This is a genomic window from Bacillus sp. B4EP4a (genome assembly GCF_006680105.1).
GTDB lineage: Bacteria > Bacillota > Bacilli > Bacillales > DSM-1321 > Peribacillus > Peribacillus simplex_E.
On the sequence record NZ_VHIK01000065.1, the window covers coordinates 1 to 25,265 of the forward strand.

Below are 25,265 nucleotides of genomic sequence, written 5' to 3' on the forward strand. Positions count from 1 at the left end.
CCCTCCACCAGACACAGGATGATGGGCGGCCAAAACCCAGGTCAGCCAGGTATGATGATGGGCGGTCAAAACCCAGGTCAGCCAGGTATGATGGGTGGTCAAAACGGAGGCCAGCCAGGTATGATGCCGAGACAATTTGGTGGTCAGCCGGACATGATGATGGGCGGCCAAAATGGAGGCCAGCCAGGTATGATGCCGGGACAATTTGGTGGTCAGCCGGACATGATGATGGGCGGCCAAAATGGAGGCCAACCAGGTATGATGCCGGGACAATTTGGTGGTCAGCCAGACATGATGCGCGGTCAGCTTGGTGGTCAGCCGGAAGCTATGTTACCTGGACAAATGGGAGGCCAGCCAGGCCAATTCGGGGGCGTTCGTGCGCCTGAAACATTTGGGATACCGACATATGTAGATGAAAGCGATGACTACTAATTATCAAGGAGACAGTGTCTTTAACACTCGTCTCCTCTCTTATTTAAATCGTAAACCAAAGAAAGTCCACCATATTCAAAGCAGTGTCTATTTATTAACTTTTGAAAAGGGTCATCCTATGATCCTTAAAGGATTCGACAGTTTTGAAAAATGGGATCGGCAAAGGGAATTGACTTCTTTGTTAAAACAAAAGGGATTTCATCAAACGTATTATATTCATCAGAATCTAATGCCCTTTCAATTTAAAGAGAAATGGTATGGCAGTATGGACTATTTTCCGCCGAGTAAGAAAAAATTCAGATACTCCAATAATAAGGACCGCTTAGAGGGCATTCAGTTACTGGAAAGCTTCCATGATGTGTCGGAACATATTTCCATTAACGCTCCTGTGTTCAATCAATCAAAAAAGTGGAAAGAACGCTTATCACTATTTAAAAAGAACTTTTCATATGTTCGCCAATATGTTTCCGAAGATATTATTAAGGAATGGATTAGATGGGGTGAATGGTCGCTAGAGGGGTTTGATAAAAATCAGTCTTTATGGAATAAGGAAAAGAAAGTCATCATTCATGGTGATTGTGCCCACCATAATTTCTTGCGGAGGGCGGACGGCACTTTGACCTTAATCGATTTTGACTTAATGGCGAAAGCCCCGAGGTGCATTGATTATTTACAGTATGCAAATCGAATTTCGCCTCATTTGGATGATGCGGCCACCGAACTGTGGGAAGTTCCGCAAATGCAAAGGTATCAGTCAGACCTGGCCTTTTTATATGCTTTAACTTATCCTACCGATATTTTCCGTGAATGGAATCGTCTTAATAAAAGTTCTTCCCAGCTTCATTCGGTCTGGAAAATGACCGTGGAAGGTTTTTCGGAGCGGATGGAGATGAATGAAAAATTGGCGGAAAGGATTTCTTCCCTTAATAGGAATTAAAACGGGATTTTGGCCGTATCTTACAGAGTACATTTCCCGTTCGACACCCATGCTAATTATGAGCGGAATATAGCTCATTCTATTGCAATGGGAGGGTTATTGGTGCAGAAAATAAAATGGGCACATCCGCTTTGTACGGTATTGGCCGCCGTCAGTTTGGTTGGATGTGCTAATAATAATGCAGCGGAAAATGAAAATATCACCAATGATACAGGGTACAATAAAAAAGATGCATTGGTACGCAACATCAATTATGAGAATATGGTGCAAGGTTTATACGATAAAGATGATGCGTACAGTAAGAGTGATCGTAACTACCATGGACATGAAAGTAAACCGCTTAAGGCAAAATCATCTTATTATAATTCTTATGAAGGTGCTTTTGCCGATAAAGTAAATGGTATCGCCAATAAAATGGAGCCGGTCATCGATGCCAGGACAATCATCATGAAAGATGAAATGCTGGTAGCCTTGCGGCTTGATGACTACAGCCAAGCAAAAGATGTTAAAGAAAGAATCAAGACGGAAATCGGACCCCTTACCAATGGCCGTACCCTATATGTAACCACCGATGAAGGTGTCTATTTCAGGACGATGACACTTGATAACAATCTTCGGGATGGCGATACGAGGGAAATGATCATTTTGGATGCCAATGACTTGTTCGATAACCTTAACATTCACGAAAATCACTTGAAATAATTAGTGCGCTGACCCGATACGGAGTCAGCTCTTTTTTGATTTTTTTCTGGTTAATAATCCTTATTTGGGGTCAAACTACATAAAAAGTAAACGCCTTAAGAGGTGAATATATTGATTAATCAACTTAGAATCCAATTTTTCGTGACGCTTTTCATATTGCCAATTTGCTTAACCGTTTTTGCCGAAGAAACCGTTCAAAAGGAAAATGATCCTATTGAAAGGAAGGTCATTCTTCAGCGTATGTATCTGGATGGCGAATTAAGTGAAGAGAAATTGACAGAAACAATTTGGTCGATGGAGGATTTTTGGTCAAAATATGAAGGGTGGAAAGTGGTCGATCAAAATGAAAAGCAGATTGTCATGAAGAAAATTGAAAATGACATATCTCCGCTTTTAAAAGCGAATGGTTACCTTGGGATGAGGGAAGATGGTACGTTATCCATTTTTATCGGAAGGCCCGAGCATGCCAAGATCATTCATACTTTCTACCAAATAGACGTTGGTAAACTTGAAGCATACAAGCAGGAGGAACTGCAAAAAGGGATTCCAATCATGAATAAAGACCAATATAAACAGCTCATTAAAGAGTATGAGCCATATTCGGTAAATTAGGATGGGATGACACCCATCCTCCAGACTGTAGGTACACTCGATGAAAATCGGGTTTGTCTGCAGTTTTTTTAGGGTTTGTACAATTTGAACGTTGACTCCAGGCACTCGCTTTCCTCCCTCTGCGCCTTTATGCCACGGTCTCCCCTGGACGCACTTTTCCCGCAGGAGTCTCGCACACCCTTTCCAATACCTTGTTTAAAATATAGATAGAACCCCATTTGTCTACAAACTGTAGGAAGGGATAATACCTCAAATGTAATGAAACGGGATATCCTTTATTGTAAAAGTCTTTGCGCCTACTAAATAACTTTTAATGAACAACACCCCCTTTTTATGATAAAATGAGAGGTACAGCAAAATCAGGGAGAGAATTAATTTGTATGATTATATAAAAGGCAAGGTCGATTATATTGGGCCTGAATACATAGTTGTGGAAAATGGGGGGATCGGATATCAAGTGATGACACCGAATCCTTTTATTTTTTCCGCTCAATACCAGAAAGAAATTCAAGTATTCCTGTATCATTATGTTCGTGAGGATATGGCCGCATTATACGGGTTTCAGACTCGTCAAGAAAAGGCGCTATTCACAAAATTATTGAATGTAACGGGAATCGGGCCGAAGGGTGCTCTAGCCATATTGGCATCAGGCCAGGTTGATCAGGTGGTACAGGCGATCGAAAATGAAGATGAATCGTTTTTGGTGAAATTCCCGGGAGTCGGAAAGAAAACGGCACGGCAGATGATTCTCGATTTAAAAGGGAAACTTGAGAACATTATTCCGGATGCGTTTCCAAGCTTGTTTAACGAAGGCGTAACGGCTGCACTCAGTCCAAATGGCTATACGGAGGAATTGGATGAAGCCATTCTTGCATTGAAGGCTCTTGGTTATTCTGAAAAGGAAATCCAAAAGGTTGCCAAGAAATTGCAGGCTGAAGATATGACGACCGAGCAATATATTAAGAAAGCATTGCAAATGATGTTAAGATAAGGAGTGGCGCAATGGAGGAGAGAATATTCAATCAGGAAGCCGATTTGAACGAACTGTCCTTTGAACAAAGCCTGCGGCCGCAAAACTTAAAGCAATATATCGGACAGGATAAAGTGAAAGCGAATTTAAGTGTATACATCGAAGCGGCAAGGATGCGTGAAGAAACGCTCGATCATGTACTTTTATATGGACCGCCTGGTCTTGGAAAGACGACGCTTGCCGTCATCATCGCCAATGAAATGGGTGTAAATATCCGCACGACTTCCGGTCCCGCCATTGAGCGGCCGGGAGATCTGGCGGCCATTTTGAGTGCACTTGAACCAGGTGATGTATTGTTCATCGATGAGATTCACCGTCTTCCACGTGTCGTTGAAGAAGTGCTATATCCGGCTATGGAGGACTTTTGTCTGGATATTGTAGTCGGTAAGGGACCGGAAGCCCGTTCGATCAGGATCGACTTGCCGCCGTTCACCCTCGTAGGGGCCACGACGCGTGCAGGCTCATTGTCTGCACCGCTCAGGGACCGTTTTGGCGTTTTGAGCCGTCTTGAATATTATACGGAACCCCATTTGACTGATATCATCATCCGTACAGCAAGAATCATGGATACGGAGATGGATGATCAAGCAGCAGCCGAGCTTGCAAGAAGGTCAAGGGGCACCCCGAGAATTGCCAATCGGCTTTTACGGAGGGTCCGGGATTTCGCCCAGGTGCGCGGGGATGGTACGATAACGGCCGAGCTTGCCGATTATGCGCTTGAATTAATGCAGGTCGACCGTTTAGGACTCGATCATATTGACCATAAATTACTTAAAGGGATCATTGAAAAATTTCGTGGCGGACCAGTGGGTCTGGAAACGATTGCGGCAACGATTGGCGAAGAGGCACATACGATCGAAGATGTGTATGAACCATATCTGTTACAAGTCGGTTTTCTTCAGCGTACCCCAAGAGGCCGGATGGCAACACAGCTAGTTTATGAGCATTTCGGCATGGAGATGCCTGAATGATGAATATACCAAAGATGGTTATGATTCTGGGTGTAATTATATTCGTGATTGGATTTGCGATGAAATATATTCATCTCGGCAGGCTGCCGGGAGATATTTTTCTGAAAAAGGGGAATACGACGTTTTACTTTCCTATCGTTACATCAATCATCGTCAGTGTTGTGTTGTCCGCCATTTTTTATTTGATCGGCCGTTTTAAATAATGATTACAGCTTGATAGACACGTAAGGAAGTGGAACAGATGAAATTGGATATGTTTGATTTTCATTTACCAGAGGAACTAATTGCCCAAGTTCCTTTGGAAGATAGGGAAGCCAGCAGATTGATGGTGCTGGACAAAGAAACCGGTAAGCTCCAGCATGATGTATTCAGCCATATCACGGAATATATCAAACCGGGAGATTGCCTGGTGTTGAATGATACGAAGGTGCTTCCGGCCCGACTATACGGCAGTAAAGAAGGAACCGGTGCAAAAATCGAAGTATTGCTGCTTAAGCAAGAGCATGATGATGTATGGGAAACGCTTGTGAAGCCGGCCAAACGGATTAAAGTAGGCTCGACAATCGTTTTTGGCGATGGTAAGCTGAGTGCCGTCTGTACAGGCGTGCTCGAGCATGGCGGCCGAATCCTTGAATTTAAATATGATGGCATTTTTTATGAAATACTGGAGAAACTTGGCGAAATGCCGTTACCTCCATACATCAAGGAACAACTCGACGACCAGGACCGCTATCAAACGGTATATGCGCGTGAACGGGGATCTGCAGCGGCGCCTACCGCTGGCCTGCATTTTACGGAGGATTTGCTTGAGAAACTTAAAGGGATGGGTGTCCACATCGCCTTCATCACGCTGCATGTCGGGCTTGGTACATTCCGTCCAGTAAGTGTCGACGATATTGACAGCCACGAAATGCATTCGGAATTTTATCAAATGACGGAAGGCACAGCCAGATTACTGAATGATGTGAAAGATAAAGGCGGGAAAATCATTACGGTCGGCACAACGTCCACAAGGACATTAGAAACGATTGCGTCCCGCAATGATGGGGTTTTCAAGGAAGAGAATGGCTGGACGAGCATCTTCATTTATCCTGGTTATGAGTTCAAAGGGATCGATGCGATGATAACGAACTTCCATTTGCCCAAATCGACTTTAATCATGCTTATTTCTGCACTTGCAGGCAGGGAGCATGTCCTTCATGCCTATGAAACGGCTGTGGAAGAAAAATACAGGTTCTTTAGTTTTGGAGATGCAATGTTAATTAAGTAATATAAGAGTGAGAAGCTCTTGAAGGGAGTTATTGCGTTGACTGCAATACGATATGAGTTAATCAAAACATGTAAACAGACAGGGGCACGGCTAGGCCGGGTCCATACGCCGCATGGTTCTTTTGAAACGCCGGCATTTATGCCGGTTGGAACGATGGCTACTGTCAAAACGATGTCCCCGGAAGATTTGAAACAAATGGGGGCAGGCATCATCCTGAGCAATACGTACCACCTTTGGCTGCGTCCGGGGCATGAAATCATCAAGGAAGCTGGCGGATTGCATAAGTTCATGAACTGGGATCGGGCGATTTTGACCGACTCAGGCGGCTTTCAAGTCTTCAGTTTGAGCGAGTTCCGCAAAATTGAAGAAGAGGGCGTGCATTTCAGGAACCACCTGAATGGCGATAAATTATTTTTATCTCCGGAAAAAGCGATGGAAATACAAAATGCGCTTGGCTCGGATATTATGATGGCATTTGATGAATGTCCGCCATTTCCGGCGACTGAAGAGTATATGAAGAAGTCGGTAGAACGGACATCGCGCTGGGCGGAACGCTGTTTGAATGCACATGAGCGCCCAAATGACCAAGGGCTGTTCGGAATCGTTCAAGGCGGGGAGTTTGAAAATCTTCGCAAACAAAGTGCAAAAGACCTTGTCTCCCTTGACTTCCCGGGTTATGCTATTGGAGGACTATCCGTAGGGGAACCGAAGGATATCATGAACCGCGTCCTTGAGTTTACAAGTCCGCTTTTGCCAACTGACAAACCGCGTTACCTTATGGGGGTCGGTTCACCGGACTCATTGATCGATGGTGCACTCCGCGGTATCGATATGTTTGACTGTGTACTGCCGACGCGAATTGCGCGTAATGGTACGCTCATGACGAGCAATGGGCGGCTGGTTGTGAAAAATGCGAAGTATGCACGCGATTTCGGTCCAATTGATGAAAATTGCGATTGTCATGTTTGCAAGAATTATAGCCGGGCATATATCCGCCATTTGATTAAATGTGAAGAAACCTTTGGGATTCGTCTTACGACTTACCATAATCTTCATTTTCTGTTAAACTTGATGGAACAGGTCAGACAAGCTATTCGAGAAGATCGCCTTGGAGACTTTAGGGAAGAGTTTTTTGAGCAGTATGGTTTCAATGAACCAAATGCGAGAAACTTCTAATTCCATACATATTTTAATGAACGAAAGGAGTGAATATACAAAATGGGTAATTTAACACAAATACTTCCGTTGATTTTAATGTTCGTATTGTTCTATTTCTTATTGATCCGCCCGCAGCAAAAACGCCAAAAGGCTACGCGAAACATGCAAAGCAGTTTGAAAAAAGGTGATAAAGTTGCTACTATCGGCGGCATGCACGGAACAATCGATGCAATCGATGAACTGCAAATCGTCATTAAATCACCAGACGGTACAAAACTAACTTTTGACCGTGCTGCAATCCGTGAAATTACGGAAAGCGCACCGAATAAAGAAGTATCCGTATAAGACAAACGAAAACCGGGCCATGTGCCCGGTTTTTTTGCTGTGTTTTTTAATCGGTGCGGGAGTCGGAACTCATGTTGACCCCAAGCACGCCGCCCATCATGGCCGTAATCACAAAACAGCCATAGTATATCCATTGCTTGATGGTGAAAAGTGCATCGTGACCTAAATATTGAAAAAGGAACACGACCAACAGATAAAGCAGCCCAGTACTCCCGCCCAAGAATAGTCCTTGCTTTTTCCCTTTGCCTCCTGAAATGAATCCGCCAATGAACAGCGATAAAAAGGACACGATCATGATCACGTATGTCAGGGATGATTCCGTCAGTGAAGTAAAACGAAGAAGGATGGAAACGATTAAACTAGCAATCATCGCTATGGCAAAGATGGAGCCTACGCCATATATTACGGCGACACTCATTTTTTTAGTTTCGATGGGTATTCCTCCTTTTTAAAAGGCTGATACGTATAGCCTGTTTATGTGTTTGTACAAGCATATTCCCCGTATCGAACCTTTAGACCAGGTTTAAGAAGCTTCCCGCAAAATTAGCAAAGATTATGGAGTAATTTTTCAGTTCACAAGCCATGCTATGGATGAAGGAAGTGTTATTGAAGTGGATATCTATCTAGGGATTATTTTTCGAACGACGGTAATCTATCTAGTCATCTGGTTCCTTTTTAGAATGATGGGTAAGCGGGAAGTTGGGGAACTGAGCGTTCTTGATTTAGTGGTATCCATCATGATAGGGGACATTGCTGTGCTATCCTTTGAAGATTTGGAAAAACCGTTTATCCGACAGACTATCCCAATGTTTGTCCTCGCGATCCTCCAAATTACATTGGCATTTGCCTCATTGAAAAGTGTCAAATTTCGCTATTTCATGGACGGTAAGCCGCAGATCATCATTAATCAGGGGAAAATAGATGAAAAAGCGATGCGCAGACAACGATATAATTTTGATGACTTATTGACCCAACTTCGTGAACAAGGAATTATTGATCTAAACGAAGTTCAATTTGCCATCCTTGAAACTTCAGGAAGGCTCTCAGTGATTAAAAAATGCGACGAAGAAAGGTCGGAAAGTCAGGTTCCATTCCCGCTAATTGTCGACGGAGAGATACAGGGAGAAAATCTTGATAAAATTGGGAAAAATCATTTTTGGCTCCGGCACCAGTTGAAAAAATTGGGAGAAACGAATATTAAAGAGATTTCGATTTGCGGGTACATAGATGGCCAATTTTACATTGATAAAAATGAAACGAAGAAATGACCGAAGCCTTTTAATGCTTCGGTTCATTTTATTTCCAAGCGAATTTTGATAAAAAGCCGCCCACTACAGGAATCCTGATCAGATCCGCCTTTTTTATGCTGCCGGTCATGAGCAGGAAAAATGTGAATAGCATGATAACGACCGTCACGGAAAACATAAGCCTTGTGCCAAGTGGCAGTGAGGAAAGCGGGAATTGATAAAGATAATAACCGCCCCATCCTGAAATTAAAGCAAGAACCAGAGCTGATATATAGCTGCGGAAATGAAGCGTGAAAGGGACGACCTTCAGCACGGTTGAAAAATGCAGGAAGGTAACGAGCATCGTACCGACAGCTATCCCGATTGCGGCACCCATGATCCCGAAACTTTCCTTTGACGCCAGCAGCCAAATCACACCGATTTTAAGGATGTTCCCAGCCAGGCTGTTGAACATTGCGGCCTTTGCAAGATCCAGTGCTTGCAGCATGGATTGCAGCGGATATTGAAAGTAATAAAGGATGAAAAAAGGTGCCAGGAATTTAATGAAAACAGCAGCATGCGAAGAGCCATACATGACTTGTAAAATCGGTTCGGCAAAGATGAACAGAATGACGATAGCTAAACAGCCTGTGATAAAGGTGATTTTCAGGGCCTGCTGAAGCCTGTGTTCAACGAGTAAAAAGTTTCCGGTCGTACGGGCTTCACTCACTGCCGGGACAAGTGCCGTCGCCAGTGATGATGTAACGAAAGATGGAAGCATGAGTAAAGGCAGTGCGTACCCTGTCAGCTCACCGTATTGACTGGTGGCTGCGGCCGCGGTGACTCCGGCGATTGCCAAACTCTGAGCGACCACTATCGGTTCGAAAAACCACGAGATGGATCCTATCATCCTGCTCCCAGTAGAAGGCAGGGCGATCCCCATCAATTCCGTGAACGTTCCTTTTCCGGATTTGACATTCTTGAAGAAACCTTTCCGGAACTTAAAATGTTTCTTTAGTTTAAAGCTGGTCAATAAGTAGATGAGAGATACAAGCTCACCGATGATTGAAGCTAACATCGCCCCGGCTGCTGCATATTCAATTCCATATGGCAAAAAGGCCTTCGTCAGGACGGCTATGAAAGTGATTCTGGCCACCTGTTCGATAACTTGTGAGAAAGCGAAGGGCTTCATATTTTGCTTGCCTTGGAAATAACCGCGCAGTACGGATGAAATGGCGATGATTGGTACGATCGGGGCAATCGCCATGAGCGGCCATAATGTCCGTTCATCAGTGAAAAGGTATTCTGAGAGAACCGGCGCAAAAACCAGCATCGCAGGAGTGAAAATCATCGAAAGAGTAAAGGTGCAGGCCAAAGAGACGACAAGGATTTTCTTGATTTTCCGCTCATCCCCTCTGGCATTAGCCTCAGCCACGAATTTCGAAATGGCAATTGGCAGGCCTAACTGGGTTATGTTCACGACAAGAAAGAGGGTCGGTAAAGCCATCATATATAAACCAACGCCTTCTTCGCCGATGAAGCGGGCGATGACAATGCGGTTAATGAAACCAAGAACTCTTGTAATCAGGCTTGCGATTAATAATATCAGCGTCCCTTTTAAAAATTTGGACATTGAACTCCCTCCCTGCCTTCTCAAAAAAGCTGTTATGCTATACAATTATCTATATGCTTGTACTTGGACAAAGCATGACAAAAGTGTTTGTTTGCGTTCTAACAAATGATCGAAATCCTTCTAAGAAAATGCGCATTTATTTGAGAATCATTTTTACTGGAGGCAAAGTGATGGCAAAAAAGAATCATCCCTATCAAAGGTATTATCTAAAGGTACGTCCATTTTTGAAGAGCAAGCGTGAGGAATTCCAAATGGTCGGATTGAATGCCGTAACGGAGGAAGACATTTGGGGAACTTTAACCAAAAATAAATGGAAGCGTCCGCAGGAAAACATTCACCTTCATGAACTTGTCGCAGATATCGTGACATTTTCGAGTAACCAGTTCATGACCTTCCAAATGGTTGAAGCATATAAATCACCAAACCTATTAGAGCCGCTTTCTGAAGAAGAACTGAAGGAACTTTTTAAAGAATAAACACAAAGATATACTTAAATTGACAGCTGTTTGTATATGACTCATAATAGATATGGTTATGCTTTTTTTGGAAAAAGCAGGGAAGCTGTGTCCTTTTTCTCAAGAAGCAAAGGGTATGCAGTTATCATATAAACTAAAAATGACAGTTTTTTTAACTTCAGGAACAGGCGTATTATAGAAAGGGGCCTACTACATAATGGTAAAAAGAAGCAGAATCGTTGCGTTTTTTCTAATCGCACTATTGATTTTCGCAGCGATGGGGACGACTTCAAAAGGAATCCTAAAGGATATCAAGCTGGGTCTTGATCTTCAAGGCGGTTTTGAAGTGTTATATGAAGTAAAACCGCTGTCTGGGGAAAAGATCACCCCGGATGTTTTACGGGCTACAGTAAGCTCGCTTGAGCGGCGTGTCAATGTTTTGGGCGTTAGCGAACCTAACATTCAAATCGAAGGGAAAGACCGGATCCGCGTTCAATTGGCTGGAGTCAAAGACCAAAATAACGCTCGCGAAATCCTCTCGACACAAGCTAAGTTATCTTTCCGTGACTACAACGATAAGGAAATGATGACCGGTGCCGACCTTAAAGAAGGCGGCGCGAAACAAACGTTCCAAGATAATAAACCGGTTGTCGAAGTCACATTGAAAGACGTAAATAAATTTAAGGACATCACTCAAAAAATATCCTCGATGCAAAGTCCGACTAATGTACTTGCAATCTGGTTGGATTTCGAGGAAGGAAAAGATTCCATTAAGGATACAGCCTCACAGGACAATATGATATCCGCTCCGGCTGTCAGTGAAGTTTTCAATACGAAGAAGGTGTATATTACCGGTCAATTCACGGTGGAAGAAGCGAAAGAGCTTGCAGCCCTTCTTAATGCCGGTGCTTTGCCTGTAGATTTAAAAGAAAAGTATTCCACTTCTGTAGGTGCCCAGTTCGGTGCAGGTGCACTGCATGATACTATTTTTGCAGGAATCATCGGAATTGCACTTGTTTTTATCTTCATGCTTGTGTATTACCGCTTCCCGGGATTCATTGCAGTCGTCACTTTAAGTATATACCTTTTCTTGACGCTTTTAGTGTTTGATTGGATGAATGCGGTCCTTACGCTGCCTGGTATTGCAGCATTGGTACTCGGGGTCGGGATGGCCGTCGACGCCAATATCATAACCTATGAGCGAATCAGGGATGAATTGAAACTTGGCAGATCGGTTAAAGCGGCTTATAAAGAAGGTACCAAGAATTCACTTGCTACAATTACGGATGCCAACTTAACGACCCTGCTGGCTGCGGCTGTTCTGTTCTATTATGGAACAAGCTCGGTTAAAGGGTTTGCCACCACTTTGATCATTTCGATTTTAATGAGTTTCATTACAGCCGTCTATGGTACACGCCTCTTCATGAGCCTGTGGGTGAATAGCGGGTTCCTGGACAAACGTGCATCGTGGTTTGGCGTGAAGAAGAAATACATTCACGATTTATCCGAGAAAATGGATTTAATGTCATTGCCAACACGCTTTGATAAAATCGATTTCGTCAAACATCGGAAAGTTTTTTATGGCATTTCAATCGGTGTCACCATTATCGGGATCATTTTCCTGCTCGTCTTCAGATTGAATCTTGGGATTGATTTCACGAGCGGTACCCGAATCGAGATTGCGTCCAAAGACGTCTTGACGACTCAGCAAGTCAAAACCGAAATGGAAAAGGTCGGTATTGACGCGGATGATATCAAGGATGTCAGGCTCGCTGGTAAAGACAATAAAAATGCTGTCGTTCGGACAGTCGGTGTCCTCGATAAACAGGAAATCGCTGAATTGAAGGACCATTTCAAGAAGGATTACGGAGCGGAACCGAATGTCAGCACCGTATCACCGACTGTAGGAAAAGAGCTTGCGAAAAATGCCATGTTTGCGTTAGCAATCGCATCAATCGGAATCATATTGTATGTATCGATACGATTTGAATGGCGAATGGCCGTACCTGCCGTGGTCGCGCTCATACATGATGCCTTCTTCATCATCACGATTTTTAGCTTGCTCCGGCTCGAAGTGGATATCACCTTCATTGCTGCGGTTCTGACGATCGTCGGTTATTCGATCAATGATACGATCGTAACCTTTGACCGTATTCGTGAAAACCTGCGCTTCAGCCGTAAAATCAAAACCGCCGAAGAACTTGAGAACATTGTGAACATCAGTATCAGGCAAACTTTGACGAGATCCATTAACACGGTTCTGACCGTTCTCATCACGGTCATCGCGTTGATGATCTTCGGCAGTGAAGCTATCCGTAACTTCTCCATTGCCCTGTTTATCGGTTTAATATGCGGCGTGTATTCATCGCTATTGATCGCTTCCCAATTCTGGCTTGATTTGAAAATCAGGGAATTGAAGAAGAAAGGTCCGCTGAATACAGCGAAAGAAAAGAAACAAAGTCTTGAAGGACAAGTTTAATAGGTGAGAGGGGGCTGGCATGATGCCAGCCTTCTTTTTATTGAACTAAGCTTATCGAACAGGGAATTACAGCCAATTATGAGTTTAAAATAAAATTGAAACTGGTATATTCGTTTTGTATAATGAGTAAGTTGAGGGGTGAATAAATGTTAAAGCCAAAAACCCGGTGGAACTTACGAACTGCCGATGAAAACAAAGTTGCTGTACTAGCTGAAGAGCTTCATATCACACCTTTGGTTGCAGCCCTGCTTGTGAATCGAGGCCTGGATACGATTGAAAGTGCCCGATCATTTTTATTTGTAAAAAATCAAACTTTTCATGATCCATTTTTATTGAAGGATATGGATAAAGCAGTATATAGAATAAGAGAAGCGATTCAAAATGGAGAAAAAATACGTATATTCGGTGATTATGATGCGGATGGCGTGACATCGACGACAGTGATGATGACGGCGCTGACGAGATTGGGGGCCGATGTTGACTTTTATATCCCTAATCGGTTTACAGAAGGATATGGTCCGAATCCGATGGCATTCCGACTTGCAGCCGAGCAAGGGGTGAAGGTATTAATAACCGTCGATACCGGAATTTCTGCAGTCGATGAAGCGAAACTTGCCGGCGAGCTTGGCATGGATTATATTTTGACCGACCACCATGAACCGGGACCGGAACTGCCTGAGGCATTGGCAATCATCCATCCTAAACTTGAGGACAGTTCCTATCCATTTAAAGAGCTTGCCGGAGTAGGGGTCGCATTTAAGCTGGCACACGCCTTGCTTGGGGAGTTGCCTGAGGATTTGCTTGAGATAGCGGCAATCGGCACGATAGCGGATTTAGTGCCTTTACAAGGGGAAAACCGCGTCATTGCTGCGAAAGGCATCGAGCAGTTACGTTTGACGCGCCGCCCGGGACTTGTTGCCTTAATGAAAGTGGCGAATGTTCAGCAGGAAGCATTGAATGAAGAATCGATCGGCTTTGCGATGGCACCGCGGATCAATGCTGTCGGGCGCCTTGGAGATGCCGATCCCGCTGTCGATTTATTGATGTCACAAAGTCTGGAAGAAGCAACGGAACTTGCCAATGAAATCAATGATATCAATAAAGAGCGACAGGAAATGGTTGCGGCAATGGCGGAAGAAGCGATTGCTGAAGTCGAGGAGAACTACCCTCCGGAGTCCAATGGAGTGCTCATCATCGGCAGGGAAGGCTGGAACGCCGGAGTTGTGGGGATTGTGGCCTCTAAACTTGTTGAACGCTTTTACCGGCCGACGATTGTATTGAGCTATGACCGGGAAAAGGGATTAGCTAAAGGTTCTGCTCGGAGCATCGCCGGTTTCGATCTATTTCAAAGTCTTTCCGCCTGCCGTGAAATGCTGCCTCATTTCGGTGGACATCCGATGGCTGCTGGAATGACCTTGAAAATTGAAGATGTTCAGGAGCTCAGGGACCGCATGAACTTGATTGCGAAGGAACAACTGAACGAAGAGGACTTCACACCCATTACAAACTTAGACGGGGCAACGACTTTAGCTGAAGTTTCCATTCAAACGATTCAGGAAATGAGCTTGCTGGCGCCATTTGGGGTTACGAATCCTAAGCCGAAGATATTGATAGATTCCGTCCAGCTTTCAAGTGTCCGCAAAATTGGTGCCAACCAAAATCACTTGAAGGTCCAGCTGGAAGATGGTGAAAATCACAAACTTGAAGGCGTGGGCTTCGGTCTCGGTCATTTTGTCGATGAAATAGCTCCGCACGCTGAGGTCTCGGTTATTGGTGAGCTTTCCATCAATGAGTGGAATAATATGAAAAAGCCCCAGATCTTTGTCCAGGATGTCTCGGTAAACCATTGGCAGTTATTCGATTACCGCGGCAAGGGACAGGCAGAGAAGTGGCTTGCCGACATTCCAGTACAAAACCGGAAGATCGTCATTTTCTCGGAAGATATTTATCGCAGATACCCATTTTTGCAAAACCATCCAGATCTTGTTCATATCAAGAATGAACTGGATGCAGTGCAGCTCGACTGCTTCGAAGGTCATTTGGCATTTATGGACATGCCGCCGTCCAGGGAATATTTGAAACGGGTGATTGCCAATAAGAACCCTTCGCGTATCTACGCTCACTTTTCCCATGAACAGGACCATTTCTTAAGTACGATGCCAACAAGGGATCATTTTAAATGGTTCTATGCCTTCCTTGCCAAAAAGGGTCCGCTCGACGTGAAAAGATATGGTGATGACCTGGCCAAATATCGCGGCTGGTCAAGAGATACCGTGGATTTCATTTCTAAGGTGTTTTTTGAGCTTGATTTTGTTACAATAGAGAATGGGTTAATTATGCTCACAACCAATGCGAAAAAACGCGATCTCAGTGAATCTGAATCGTATACAAGAAAGAAAGAGCAATTTGAGCTTGAACAAGAGCTTGTTTATTCTTCCTATCAGCAATTATTCGATTGGTTCAATCATTATTTAGTTCATGAGGCAACAGACCTTGAGGAGGAAACAAAGCAATGGATTTAAAGCAATATGTAACAATTGTGCAAGACTGGCCAAAACCGGGTATTGTCTTCAAAGATATTACAACATTAATGGATAACGGCGCAGCTTATAAATATGCAACAGACCAAATCGTCGAGTACGCACGCGATAAAAATATCGACTTGGTGGTAGGGCCGGAAGCACGCGGATTCATTATCGGATGTCCAGTCGCATACTCATTGGAAGTGGGCTTTGCGCCAGTGAGAAAAGAAGGAAAACTTCCACGTGAAACGATAAAGGTCGAATATGGTTTAGAATATGGCAAGGATGTATTGACAATCCATAAAGATGCCATTAAACCGGGACAGCGTATCTTGATCACGGATGATTTGCTTGCTACCGGGGGAACAATCGAAGCGACGATCAAATTGGTTGAACAGCTTGGCGGAATTGTAGCCGGGATTGCATTCCTTATTGAATTGACCGACTTGGATGGTAAAGATAAATTAGACGGCTATGATGTCTTGACATTAATGAGCTTTTAATAAACGAGAGCACTCTTACCAGGGTGCTCTTTTTCTGTTTTTACTCATTTTAGCTGGATTTTGTCGAATTTCCAGTGAAAAAATGCACTATTCTTAATAAAATACTCGTTTAACTCTTTACATCCTTGCCTTTTTTTTCGATAATAGTAATAATAAAGAGTTTTTCTGCTAATAAGTTTATTTGCACTTTTATCCGTTTAAGCGGATTTATTTTTTTTCGCAAAATTTGTCACGTTTTGCAGAATAAAGGGAAGTGCTACCAATCATACTCAATCCGGATCATATCCGGTGGCAGTTAAAGTGGGGTTAAGGTGATTAAATGGCTAATGATCAAATATTGACTGCCGAGCAGGTTGTGGAACGGGCCAGCTTATATCTTCAGCCGGAAGAAGCTGAATTTATCTATAGAGCGTTTAAGTATGCAGAATATGCTCACCGAGAACAATTCCGTAAATCGGGAGAGCCGTATATTATTCATCCGATTCAAGTGGCGGGCATTCTGGCTGATCTTGAAATGGACCCTGCAACCATTGCGGCAGGTTTTTTACATGATGTTGTTGAAGACACGGAGATCACTTTGAAGGATATTGAAGAAAATTTCAGTCCTGAAGTCGCCATGCTTGTGGATGGCGTGACCAAGTTAGGGAAAATCAAATACAAATCACAGCAGGAGCAACAGGCGGAAAACCATCGGAAAATGTTCGTGGCGATGGCCCAGGATATACGGGTTATCTTGATCAAGCTAGCGGACAGACTGCATAATATGCGGACATTGAAGCATCTGCCGCAGGAAAAGCAGAGAAGGATTTCGAACGAGACGTTGGAAATCTTCGCACCGCTTGCCCATCGTCTTGGTATCAGCACGATTAAATGGGAACTGGAAGATACTGCACTAAGGTATTTGAATCCTCAGCAGTATTACCGAATCGTCAACCTGATGAAGAAGAAACGTGCAGAACGTGAAAACTATCTAGAAGAAGTCATTGATGAAGTGCGTAAAAATGTTGAGGAAGTCAACATTAAGGCTGACCTATCCGGCAGGCCGAAACATATATACAGTATTTATCGCAAAATGGCTTTGCAGAATAAACAGTTCAGCGAAATTTATGATTTGCTTGCAGTTCGGATCGTCGTCAATAGCATAAAAGATTGCTATGCCGTTTTAGGGATCATCCATACATGCTGGAAGCCGATGCCTGGCCGATTCAAAGACTATATCGCGATGCCGAAGCCGAATATGTATCAATCGCTCCATACGACGGTGATCGGACCGAAAGGCGATCCGCTGGAAGTGCAGATCCGTACTTCCGATATGCATCGCATTGCCGAGTTCGGGGTTGCCGCGCACTGGGCTTATAAAGAGGGAAAAGATGTTGGTGAACAGCCTTCACTGGAAGAAAAATTGACATGGTTCCGGGAAATTCTTGAATTCCAGGATGATGCGACTAATGCCGAGGAATTCATGGAATCCCTTAAAATAGATCTATTTTCTGATATGGTATTCATTTTCACTCCAAAAGGCGATGTCATCGAACTGCCATCAGGATCCAACCCGATTGATTTCGCTTACCGGATTCACTCGGAAATCGGAAATAAAACGATTGGTGCCAAAGTGAATGGGAAAATGGTACCGCTGGATTATAAACTGAAAACTGGCGACATCATAGAAATCTTAACCTCAAAGCATTCATATGGTCCAAGTCAGGATTGGCTTAAGCTAACGCAAACATCTCAAGCGAAAAATAAAATCCGCCAATTTTTCAAGAAGCAGCGCCGGGAAGAAAATATCGAAAAAGGCAAAGAGCTTGTTGAAAAGGAAATCAAGGATATGGAGTTCGACCTGAAGGAAATCCTGGCTGCCGAGAATATCAGGCGTGTTGCGGATAAATTCAACTTCCTGAATGAAGAGGATATGTATGCAGCAGTCGGATATAACGGAATAACAGCCCTTCAGGTAGCTAACCGCCTTACCGAAAAATGGCGTAAGCAGAAAATGGTCGAGCAAGAAGCAGATATTTCTGAAGCGGTAGCCGATCTGAAAACCTTCTCCAATACATCTAAAAAACGTGACTCAGGCGTACAGGTACCGGGGATTGATAACCTGCTTATCCGTTTATCACGCTGTTGCAACCCAGTTCCAGGGGACGAAATCGTTGGTTATATAACCAAAGGCCGTGGAGTTTCAGTTCATAGACAAGATTGCCCGAACCTGGATAGCGGGGATGCGGATCATCGCCTCGTACCGGTTGAATGGGAAAGTACGATTAACGAACGCAAGGAATACATCGTTGAAATTGAAATTAGCGGCTATGACCGTCGCGGCTTATTAAACGAAGTGCTGCAAGCCGTCAATGAAACCAAGACCAACATTTCAGCGGTCTCGGGTAAATCCGACAGGAATAAGGTGGCGACCATTCACATGTCGATTTATATTCATAACATTGCCCATTTACAAAAGGTCGTCGACCGCATAAAACAAATTTCAGATGTTTATTCCGTCAGAAGGATAATGAACTAAGGAGTTTTTATTGCCATGCGTGTTGTTTTACAACGTTCCAAAGCGGCAAAAGTCGTTGTCGCAGACCAAATAATCGGGCAAATCGACAGCGGTCTCGTCCTGTTGGTTGGTATCACCCATGGGGATACCATCGATGACGCCGCCTATTTGGCCGATAAGATTGTCAATCTAAGAATATTTGAAGATGAAAATGAAAAGATGAACCATTCACTATTGGATGTGGGAGGTTCGATTTTATCAGTTTCACAATTCACCTTATACGGCGATTGCCGTAAAGGCCGTCGACCCAACTTCATGGACGCCGCCCGTCCTGAAGAGGCGAATGAATTATATGAAGCATTTAACGAGGAACTCCGCAAGAAAGGCGTCCATACGGAAACAGGTCAATTCGGTGCCATGATGGATGTTCAGCTTACTAATGACGGTCCCGTTACATTAATACTTGAAAGCAAAAAATAACCTGCTGCGGTAGGTTATTTTTTTTGGGTAAGAGAAGAAAAGCCAGCTTTGATGCGAAGCTGGCTTTTCTTCTTTTTATTTAAAATACCGCGCCAATCCATTATAGATGGCTGATGTGATTTTTTCTTGATACTCATTTGATGTTAACGTCAATTCTTCCACTGGATTACTTAAATAACCTAGTTCAATAAGTGTAGCTACCCGTTTATTTTCACGGATAACATGAAAATTCCCGTAACGTGTTCCACGATTGGGCACCTGCATGGTAGAACCGAGTGAATTGGCCAGTGTAGCCGCCAATGCACGCTGATAGTCATGATAGTAGTATGTTGTTATCCCGCTGGTGATCTGGTCCTTGGTGCTATCATAATGGAGGCTGATGAAAGCATCCGCGTTATGTATATGTGAAGTGCTGACCCGGGAAGGGAGTGGAACATAAGTATTTCCGCTTCTGGTCAGGATCACTTTAGCTCCTGCCGCCTGAAGTTTGTCCCGCAGCAATTCTGCCGTTCGAGTCGTCAGGTTTTTTTCAAGTGTTCCACCGACGCCGATTGTACCGCTATCCCTTCCGCCATGTCCTGGATCGATCACAATGGTTTTATCCTTTAAGTATTTCTCAACGCCAGGCCGTTGGATCTGCTCGGGATTCCCTTCGATCGTAACGATCCATCCGGCCACATAAGCTGTTTTTCCGCCCTTAAGTTTAATGGAATACCAGTCGCCTTCCATACCTGATGCGGAGAACGTTTCACCTGCATTGGCCTGCTTTACAATCTCTGAGTTGCCATCAGGCTCACTCCTAAGGATCGTACCATCATGAATGATGGTAATCTTGTTTCCTTTTACATCAACCTTTTTTTCCTTCGCCGTTTTTTCAACATTCTCTTTTTCCAGGTACCAATTCACGACCCAGCCCTTTTTTGAACCGGAGAGCTTTATCTGTGTCATATTACCCTTTGTTTGCAGCACGGCGTAAGTCTCATCCTTGTTCACCGAACCGATGACCTTGCTTGAGAGAGAGGCTTCTTTCCTGACATTTAATCCCGCAGCGGTCACCCTTGCAGTGGCGCCTGCCGTTTCATTTTTCATATCATCTTTATCTTCGCTTACTTGTATGTAAGGTTCAGCTACCCAACCGCGGACTCCTTGGAAATCAATTTCAGCCCATTCATTTTCAACCCTGTAAACGGTCACTGACGTATTTTTATTCAGCTTTCCGAGCGAGGCACTGCTTGTCGATGGTTCCGAACGGACATTGAGCCGGTCCACCAATGTTACACCGGTTTTTACGGATTGATTCGTTTCTTTTTCCTTAGTTGAATCTTTCTTCGCTGCACTTCCTGATGAGGCGGGAAGCTTCAAGTAGTCAGATGAGACCCAGCCTTCGATATCCGCCGTTTTGACCTTTATCCAATTTTCATTCTTTTCAATGATGTCAACAGCCGTTCCTTTACTTAAGGATCCAACCGTTTGAAATGTAGTACCGGGACCTGTACGGACGCGGACGGAGCTGCCTGTTATCATGCCTTGTCCGGATTCCTTTTTGACCTGGTTGGTATCGGACCCCGTTTGTTTCTCCACTAACCAATTGGCAACCCATCCCGTTTTGCCGGCGCCGATCCGGATTTCGATCCAGTCACCATCTTCATTCAGAATGGGATACGAGTCCCCTTTTTCCAGTTTTTTTACGATAGGGAAACTGAGGCCTGCACCTTCACGGACATTGACCACTTGGGTCGTCACGATATTTTCCCCTTCATCTTTTCCAAAAGCGTGATTGACGGGGAAAATCGCTGAGAATATCAGCATCAGTGTCAGGCCGAATAAACCCGATTTCTTCTTCATAGTTGTCTCTCTCCCTTTTAATGTCTATATGTATGTATTCTCGTTCAATAAAAATTTCCCTCTTTCCCTGTGCAAAAAACATTTTTTTTAGGAAAGAATAGAGCTTATATAACTCAAGGAGGGAAACCACATGAAATTCAGCGAAAAAGATCAAACGAGCTTAAGCGGAGGCAATCAAGTACTGGGCGTCGATTTTCACGATTTCATTCAAAAGGAACAAAGCGCAAACCTTGTTGAATTGGCATCCGAATTCGGGGTCAATGTCCGGACGATCAAAAATTTGAAAAAACGTTTGAACCAATAAAATGCGACAAAATCCTCAGTCTGCCTTGACATTTGATGTTAACGTCCGTATGATTATAAAATATCAGACTCATTACTGCAATAACCAATGATGGAGAAGAGTAATTAAGAAACACATGAAAAGAGAGGAAATGCCGAGGCTGAAAGCATTCCACATGATGACTTAATGAAAGAACCCTCCGTAGGCTTCACTCCGAACGGATTTACTTAATAGGAGATGGACGTAAAACAGGCGTTAACTGTTTTTGAGCGGGGGCACTTTTTTTTGTGCTTCAACTAGGGTGGCACCACGGGATATCCAAACTCTCGTCCCTTGTAACGGATAAGTTACAAGGGGCGGGAGTTTTTTGTTTGGAAAAAATCAGTATAGCGCCGTATCAGAAAGGGCGTCTTGCTTTAAAGGAGGAAACACACATGTCTATTCAGATTCCTAGAGGTACCCAGGATTTATTGCCTGGCCAAACGGAAATTTGGCAGTATATCGAGAACACAGCGCGTGAGATTTGTCACCGTTACCAATATAAAGAAATCCGCACACCGATTTTTGAGCATACGGAATTATTTTTACGTGGTGTAGGGGATACAACCGATATCGTACAAAAAGAAATGTATTCATTTCAAGATCGCGGTGAAAGGAACTTGACCCTTCGTCCGGAAGGCACCGCATCGGTTGTACGGTCATATATCGAGAACAAAATGTTCGGGTGGGCTAATCAACCGGTCAAGCTTTATTATATCGGGCCGATGTTCCGTTACGAACGTCCGCAAGCAGGCCGGTTCCGCCAGTTCGTTCAATTCGGCATCGAAGCTTTAGGAAGTAAGGATCCCGGAATCGATGCAGAGGTTCTGTCACTTGCGATGAACCTTTACAAGGAACTTGGTTTGAAAAAGCTGAAACTTGTGATCAACAGCCTTGGTGATAAGGAAAGCCGGACAGCGCATCGCAATGCGTTAATTAAACATTTCGAACCTCGCATCGGCGAGTTTTGCGGCGATTGTCAAAACCGTCTCGAAAAAAATCCTTTGCGTATCCTGGATTGTAAAAAGGATCACGATCACGAATTGATGAACACGGCTCCTTCCATCATTGAATATTTAAATGATGAATCCCGTATTTATTTCGAAAAGGTGAAACAGCACTTAACCGATTTGGAAATCGACTTCGTTGAAGATCCGACCCTAGTGCGGGGCTTGGATTACTATAATCATACCGCATTTGAAATCATGAGTGATGCAGAAGGCTTTGGCGCCATCACTACCCTTTGCGGAGGCGGCCGTTATAACGGGCTAGCTGAAGAACTTGGCGGACCGGAAACACCGGGAATCGGCTTTGCACTTAGCATTGAACGCCTGATTGCTGCCCTCCAAGCAGAAAACATCGAGCTTCCGATCAAAAAGGGAATTGACTGCTATCTTGTTTCATTAGGTGAAACAGCCAAGGATTATACCGTCAAACTTGCCCATCAATTGCGGAATGCCGGTTTTACCGTCGAAAAAGACTATCAAGACCGTAAAGTGAAAGCACAATTCAAATCAGCCGACCGCCTCGAAGCAAGATATGTGGCGACACTCGGGGATGATGAATTGGCAAATAATAAAATCAATGTGAAGTTCATGGAAACCGGTGAACAAGTCCAAATGGAACTTGCTACATTCGTTGAACAATTCAAAAAGCTACAGGCTTAAGGGGGAAATACCATGTTTGGCAGAACATACTTCAATGGTGAAGTGACAGAAGCAGCTATTGGTGAAAAAGTAACATTAAAGGGATGGGTACAAAAACGCCGGGATTTGGGCGGGGTCATCTTTATCGACCTACGTGACAGAAGCGGAGTCGTCCAAGTAGTTTTCAACCCGGATATCTCGGCAGACGCGCTGGCCACAGCCGAAAAGATCCGTAATGAATACGTCCTTGATATCCAAGGAACAGTCATCAAACGTGATGAAGCCAACTTCAATCCGAACGTAACAACAGGGACCGTCGAAGTTCAAGCTGAAAACGTTACAATTTTAAACGAAGCAAAGACCCCTCCATTCATCATTGATGAAAGAACGGATGTATCAGAAGACATCCGCTTGAAATATCGTTATTTGGACCTGCGCCGTCCAGCGATGTTCGAAACGTTGAAAATGCGTAACCAAACAACAAAAGCGATCCGTGATTACTTGGACGGTGAAGGCTTCCTTGATATCGAAACACCTATCTTAACGAAAAGTACACCTGAAGGAGCACGTGATTATTTAGTGCCTAGCCGTGTACACGAAGGTGAGTTCTATGCACTTCCGCAGTCACCGCAAATCTTCAAGCAGCTATTGATGGTATCCGGTTTCGAACGTTATTATCAAATTGCCCGCTGTTTCCGTGATGAAGACTTACGTGCTGACAGACAGCCTGAATTCACGCAAATCGATATTGAAACAAGCTTCATGAGCCAAGAAGATATCATTAACACCGCTGAAAACATGATGGCTAAAGTGATGAAAGAAGTAAAAGGATTGGACGTAACACTGCCATTCCCTAGAATGACATACAATGAAGCAATGAGCCGTTACGGTTCCGACAAACCGGATACACGTTTCGGAATGGAACTTAAAGATGTTTCCGAAATCGTCAAAGACAGTGATTTCAAAGTGTTCACCGGCGCTGTTGCAAACGGCGGACAAGTTAAGGCGATCGTCGTTAAGGACGGAAATGCGGATTATTCCCGTAAAGATATTGATGGATTGGCTGAATTTGCAGCGATTTACGGTGCAAAAGGCCTTGCATGGCTGAAAGTTGAAGAAGACGGAGTAAAAGGGCCGATCGCCAAATTCTTCGCAGAAGATCAAGAGCAATTAGTATCTGCATTGGAAGCTGAAGTGGGCGATTTAATCTTATTCGTCGCGGATAAGAAAGGCATAGTCGCTGATGCACTTGGAGCACTTCGCAACAAGCTTGGTAAAGAAAGAGGCTTGATCGATCAAAGCAAATTCAACTTCCTATGGGTGACGGACTGGCCATTATTTGAATATGACGAAGAAGAAGGACGCTACTATGCAGCACACCATCCATTCACAATGCCATTCCGTGAAGACATGGACAAACTGGAATCAGACCCAGCAAGCGTCCGTGCACAAGCATATGACCTTGTACTGAACGGCTACGAACTTGGCGGCGGATCACTGCGGATATTCGAACGCGACGTTCAGGAAAAAATGTTCAAAGTACTCGGATTCTCCGAAGAAGAAGCAAACGCACAATTCGGCTTCCTAATGGATGCATTCGAATACGGAACGCCTCCACACGGTGGGATCGCCCTTGGACTGGACCGCATGGTCATGCTGCTCGCAGGCCGCACGAACCTTCGCGACACCATCGCGTTCCCGAAAACAGCAAGCGCAAGCGACCTGCTCGTTGACGCACCGAGTACTGTAAGTGACAAGCAATTGGCCGAACTTAACCTAAGACTTGCTGCACTTAAAAAATAATTCATTTGGCAAAAATATGAAAAAATACCTAGGTGTTTTTTCTTGAAACAGAGTTAAGCATTATGATATGATGTCTTCAATAAGTAAGAGTCCTGATGTGTTCGTTCTTTAACCTATAAGTTTTGACCGAACACTTATAGTTACCGGGAGCACTAGTTTCCTGGCCGCGTAAAAGCCTCCCTCGAAGAGGACTTACAAACGCGAGGAACCGAGCACCCACCTGCGGAGAGCGGGTTCAAAACAAAGGCGTAAACGGCACAATTGGGACTCTTACACCTTACAAAGCAACTCATGTTAAACAACATGGGTTTTTTTGTGCGTCAAAATAGTTAACTCACGAGTAAATAGTGCAAATTCACGAGTAAATGTCGCGAACTCACGAGTAAATGACGCAAAT

22 protein-coding genes, 1 other RNA gene, 1 pseudogene and 1 other annotated feature are annotated in these 25,265 nt (G+C 44.0%); of the genes and pseudogenes, 21 read left to right on the top strand and 3 right to left on the bottom strand.

What is annotated here, in order from left to right:
• The 10 genes and pseudogenes from FNK51_RS24335 to yajC all read left to right on the top strand — a co-directional run.
• A pseudogene (locus FNK51_RS24335) lies at window positions 1-432 on the top strand (DUF4175 domain-containing protein); the annotation flags it as partial.
• Window positions 422-1,369 carry a phosphotransferase gene (locus FNK51_RS24340; protein WP_179890969.1) on the top strand — a complete coding sequence of 316 codons (948 nt, stop codon included), beginning with the start codon at window positions 422-424 and terminating at the stop codon, window positions 1,367-1,369. The pseudogene FNK51_RS24335 and the gene FNK51_RS24340, both read left to right, overlap by 11 nt.
• A gap of 102 nt (window positions 1,370-1,471) precedes the next feature.
• On the top strand, window positions 1,472-2,071 hold the full coding sequence (locus tag FNK51_RS24345) for a YhcN/YlaJ family sporulation lipoprotein (RefSeq protein WP_179890970.1): 600 nt from the start codon (window positions 1,472-1,474) through the stop codon (window positions 2,069-2,071).
• Between the two features lie 102 nt (window positions 2,072-2,173).
• Entirely contained in the window at window positions 2,174-2,683 is a 510-nt protein-coding gene (locus FNK51_RS24350) for an intercompartmental signaling factor BofC (protein WP_141994986.1), read from the top strand.
• A gap of 376 nt (window positions 2,684-3,059) precedes the next feature.
• On the top strand, window positions 3,060-3,674 hold the full coding sequence (gene ruvA / locus FNK51_RS24355; RefSeq protein ID WP_098369652.1) for a Holliday junction branch migration protein RuvA: 615 nt from the start codon (window positions 3,060-3,062) through the stop codon (window positions 3,672-3,674).
• 11 nt (window positions 3,675-3,685) lie between these two features.
• Window positions 3,686-4,684, top strand: coding sequence for a Holliday junction branch migration DNA helicase RuvB (gene ruvB, locus FNK51_RS24360; RefSeq protein WP_098369653.1), 999 nt, complete (start codon window positions 3,686-3,688; stop codon window positions 4,682-4,684).
• A complete protein-coding gene (locus FNK51_RS24365) occupies window positions 4,681-4,887 on the top strand; it encodes a DUF2905 domain-containing protein (RefSeq protein ID WP_034308809.1) in 207 nt (68 codons plus the stop codon). Before ruvB ends, FNK51_RS24365 begins: the two co-directional genes overlap by 4 nt.
• A gap of 38 nt (window positions 4,888-4,925) precedes the next feature.
• Window positions 4,926-5,954 (top strand): tRNA preQ1(34) S-adenosylmethionine ribosyltransferase-isomerase QueA, encoded by a 1,029-nt coding sequence (gene queA, locus FNK51_RS24370; RefSeq protein ID WP_141994987.1) that lies wholly within the window; start codon window positions 4,926-4,928, stop codon window positions 5,952-5,954.
• A 30-nt stretch (window positions 5,955-5,984) separates the two neighbouring features.
• Window positions 5,985-7,130 carry a tRNA guanosine(34) transglycosylase Tgt gene (tgt, locus tag FNK51_RS24375; protein WP_179086014.1) on the top strand — a complete coding sequence of 382 codons (1,146 nt, stop codon included), beginning with the start codon at window positions 5,985-5,987 and terminating at the stop codon, window positions 7,128-7,130.
• Between the two features lie 42 nt (window positions 7,131-7,172).
• Window positions 7,173-7,457 (top strand): preprotein translocase subunit YajC, encoded by a 285-nt coding sequence (yajC, locus tag FNK51_RS24380; RefSeq protein ID WP_141994988.1) that lies wholly within the window; start codon window positions 7,173-7,175, stop codon window positions 7,455-7,457.
• Window positions 7,458-7,503: 46 nt separating this feature from the next.
• Here yajC and FNK51_RS24385 read toward each other — a convergent pair whose 3' ends face one another.
• Window positions 7,504-7,875: a TIGR04086 family membrane protein gene (locus FNK51_RS24385; protein WP_174524159.1), complete on the bottom strand. Its 372-nt coding sequence runs from the start codon at window positions 7,873-7,875 to the stop codon at window positions 7,504-7,506.
• Window positions 7,876-8,044: 169 nt separating this feature from the next.
• On the opposite strand from FNK51_RS24385, the gene FNK51_RS24390 reads away from it, so the two are divergent.
• Window positions 8,045-8,725 (top strand): DUF421 domain-containing protein, encoded by a 681-nt coding sequence (locus FNK51_RS24390; protein WP_141994989.1) that lies wholly within the window; start codon window positions 8,045-8,047, stop codon window positions 8,723-8,725.
• 28 nt (window positions 8,726-8,753) lie between these two features.
• Here FNK51_RS24390 and spoVB read toward each other — a convergent pair whose 3' ends face one another.
• Window positions 8,754-10,316, bottom strand: a complete 1,563-nt coding sequence (spoVB, locus tag FNK51_RS24395) for a stage V sporulation protein B (protein ID WP_141994990.1) — start codon at window positions 10,314-10,316, stop codon at window positions 8,754-8,756.
• Window positions 10,317-10,486: 170 nt separating this feature from the next.
• Between spoVB and FNK51_RS24400 the strand changes: the two genes are divergently transcribed.
• From FNK51_RS24400 to dtd, 6 genes are all read left to right on the top strand, one after another.
• A complete protein-coding gene (locus FNK51_RS24400) occupies window positions 10,487-10,792 on the top strand; it encodes a post-transcriptional regulator (RefSeq protein ID WP_179890971.1) in 306 nt (101 codons plus the stop codon).
• Between the two features lie 196 nt (window positions 10,793-10,988).
• The gene (gene secDF, locus FNK51_RS24405; protein WP_141994992.1) at window positions 10,989-13,250 is read left to right on the top strand and encodes a protein translocase subunit SecDF; all 2,262 of its coding nucleotides are present in this window, start codon (window positions 10,989-10,991) and stop codon (window positions 13,248-13,250) included.
• A gap of 146 nt (window positions 13,251-13,396) precedes the next feature.
• Window positions 13,397-15,772 (top strand): single-stranded-DNA-specific exonuclease RecJ, encoded by a 2,376-nt coding sequence (gene recJ, locus FNK51_RS24410; protein WP_141994993.1) that lies wholly within the window; start codon window positions 13,397-13,399, stop codon window positions 15,770-15,772.
• A complete protein-coding gene (locus FNK51_RS24415; RefSeq protein ID WP_061464220.1) occupies window positions 15,763-16,275 on the top strand; it encodes an adenine phosphoribosyltransferase in 513 nt (170 codons plus the stop codon). Before recJ ends, FNK51_RS24415 begins: the two co-directional genes overlap by 10 nt.
• Window positions 16,276-16,594: 319 nt before the next feature.
• Window positions 16,595-18,793, top strand: a complete 2,199-nt coding sequence (locus FNK51_RS24420) for a RelA/SpoT family protein (RefSeq protein ID WP_098369661.1) — start codon at window positions 16,595-16,597, stop codon at window positions 18,791-18,793.
• 15 nt (window positions 18,794-18,808) lie between these two features.
• Complete coding sequence (dtd, locus tag FNK51_RS24425) at window positions 18,809-19,252, top strand: D-aminoacyl-tRNA deacylase (RefSeq protein ID WP_098369662.1); 444 nt, start codon at window positions 18,809-18,811, stop codon at window positions 19,250-19,252.
• A gap of 75 nt (window positions 19,253-19,327) precedes the next feature.
• Here the strand turns inward: dtd and FNK51_RS24430 are convergent, their stop codons facing one another.
• Window positions 19,328-21,097, bottom strand: coding sequence for an N-acetylmuramoyl-L-alanine amidase family protein (locus FNK51_RS24430; protein ID WP_141994994.1), 1,770 nt, complete (start codon window positions 21,095-21,097; stop codon window positions 19,328-19,330).
• A 130-nt stretch (window positions 21,098-21,227) separates the two neighbouring features.
• On the opposite strand from FNK51_RS24430, the gene FNK51_RS26790 reads away from it, so the two are divergent.
• The 4 genes from FNK51_RS26790 to ssrS all read left to right on the top strand — a co-directional run bounded on the left by FNK51_RS26790 (window position 21,228) and on the right by ssrS (window position 25,140).
• The gene (locus FNK51_RS26790) at window positions 21,228-21,401 is read left to right on the top strand and encodes a hypothetical protein (protein ID WP_034308777.1); all 174 of its coding nucleotides are present in this window, start codon (window positions 21,228-21,230) and stop codon (window positions 21,399-21,401) included.
• Between the two features lie 78 nt (window positions 21,402-21,479).
• Window positions 21,480-21,717 (top strand) — a binding site (T-box leader).
• 97 nt (window positions 21,718-21,814) lie between these two features.
• The gene (gene hisS / locus FNK51_RS24435; protein ID WP_098369664.1) at window positions 21,815-23,086 is read left to right on the top strand and encodes a histidine--tRNA ligase; all 1,272 of its coding nucleotides are present in this window, start codon (window positions 21,815-21,817) and stop codon (window positions 23,084-23,086) included.
• Between the two features lie 12 nt (window positions 23,087-23,098).
• Entirely contained in the window at window positions 23,099-24,868 is a 1,770-nt protein-coding gene (gene aspS, locus FNK51_RS24440) for an aspartate--tRNA ligase (protein ID WP_098369665.1), read from the top strand.
• A gap of 86 nt (window positions 24,869-24,954) precedes the next feature.
• Window positions 24,955-25,140, top strand: a non-coding RNA gene (gene ssrS / locus FNK51_RS24445) — 6S RNA.
• The last annotated feature ends 125 nt before the right edge of the window (window positions 25,141-25,265 follow it).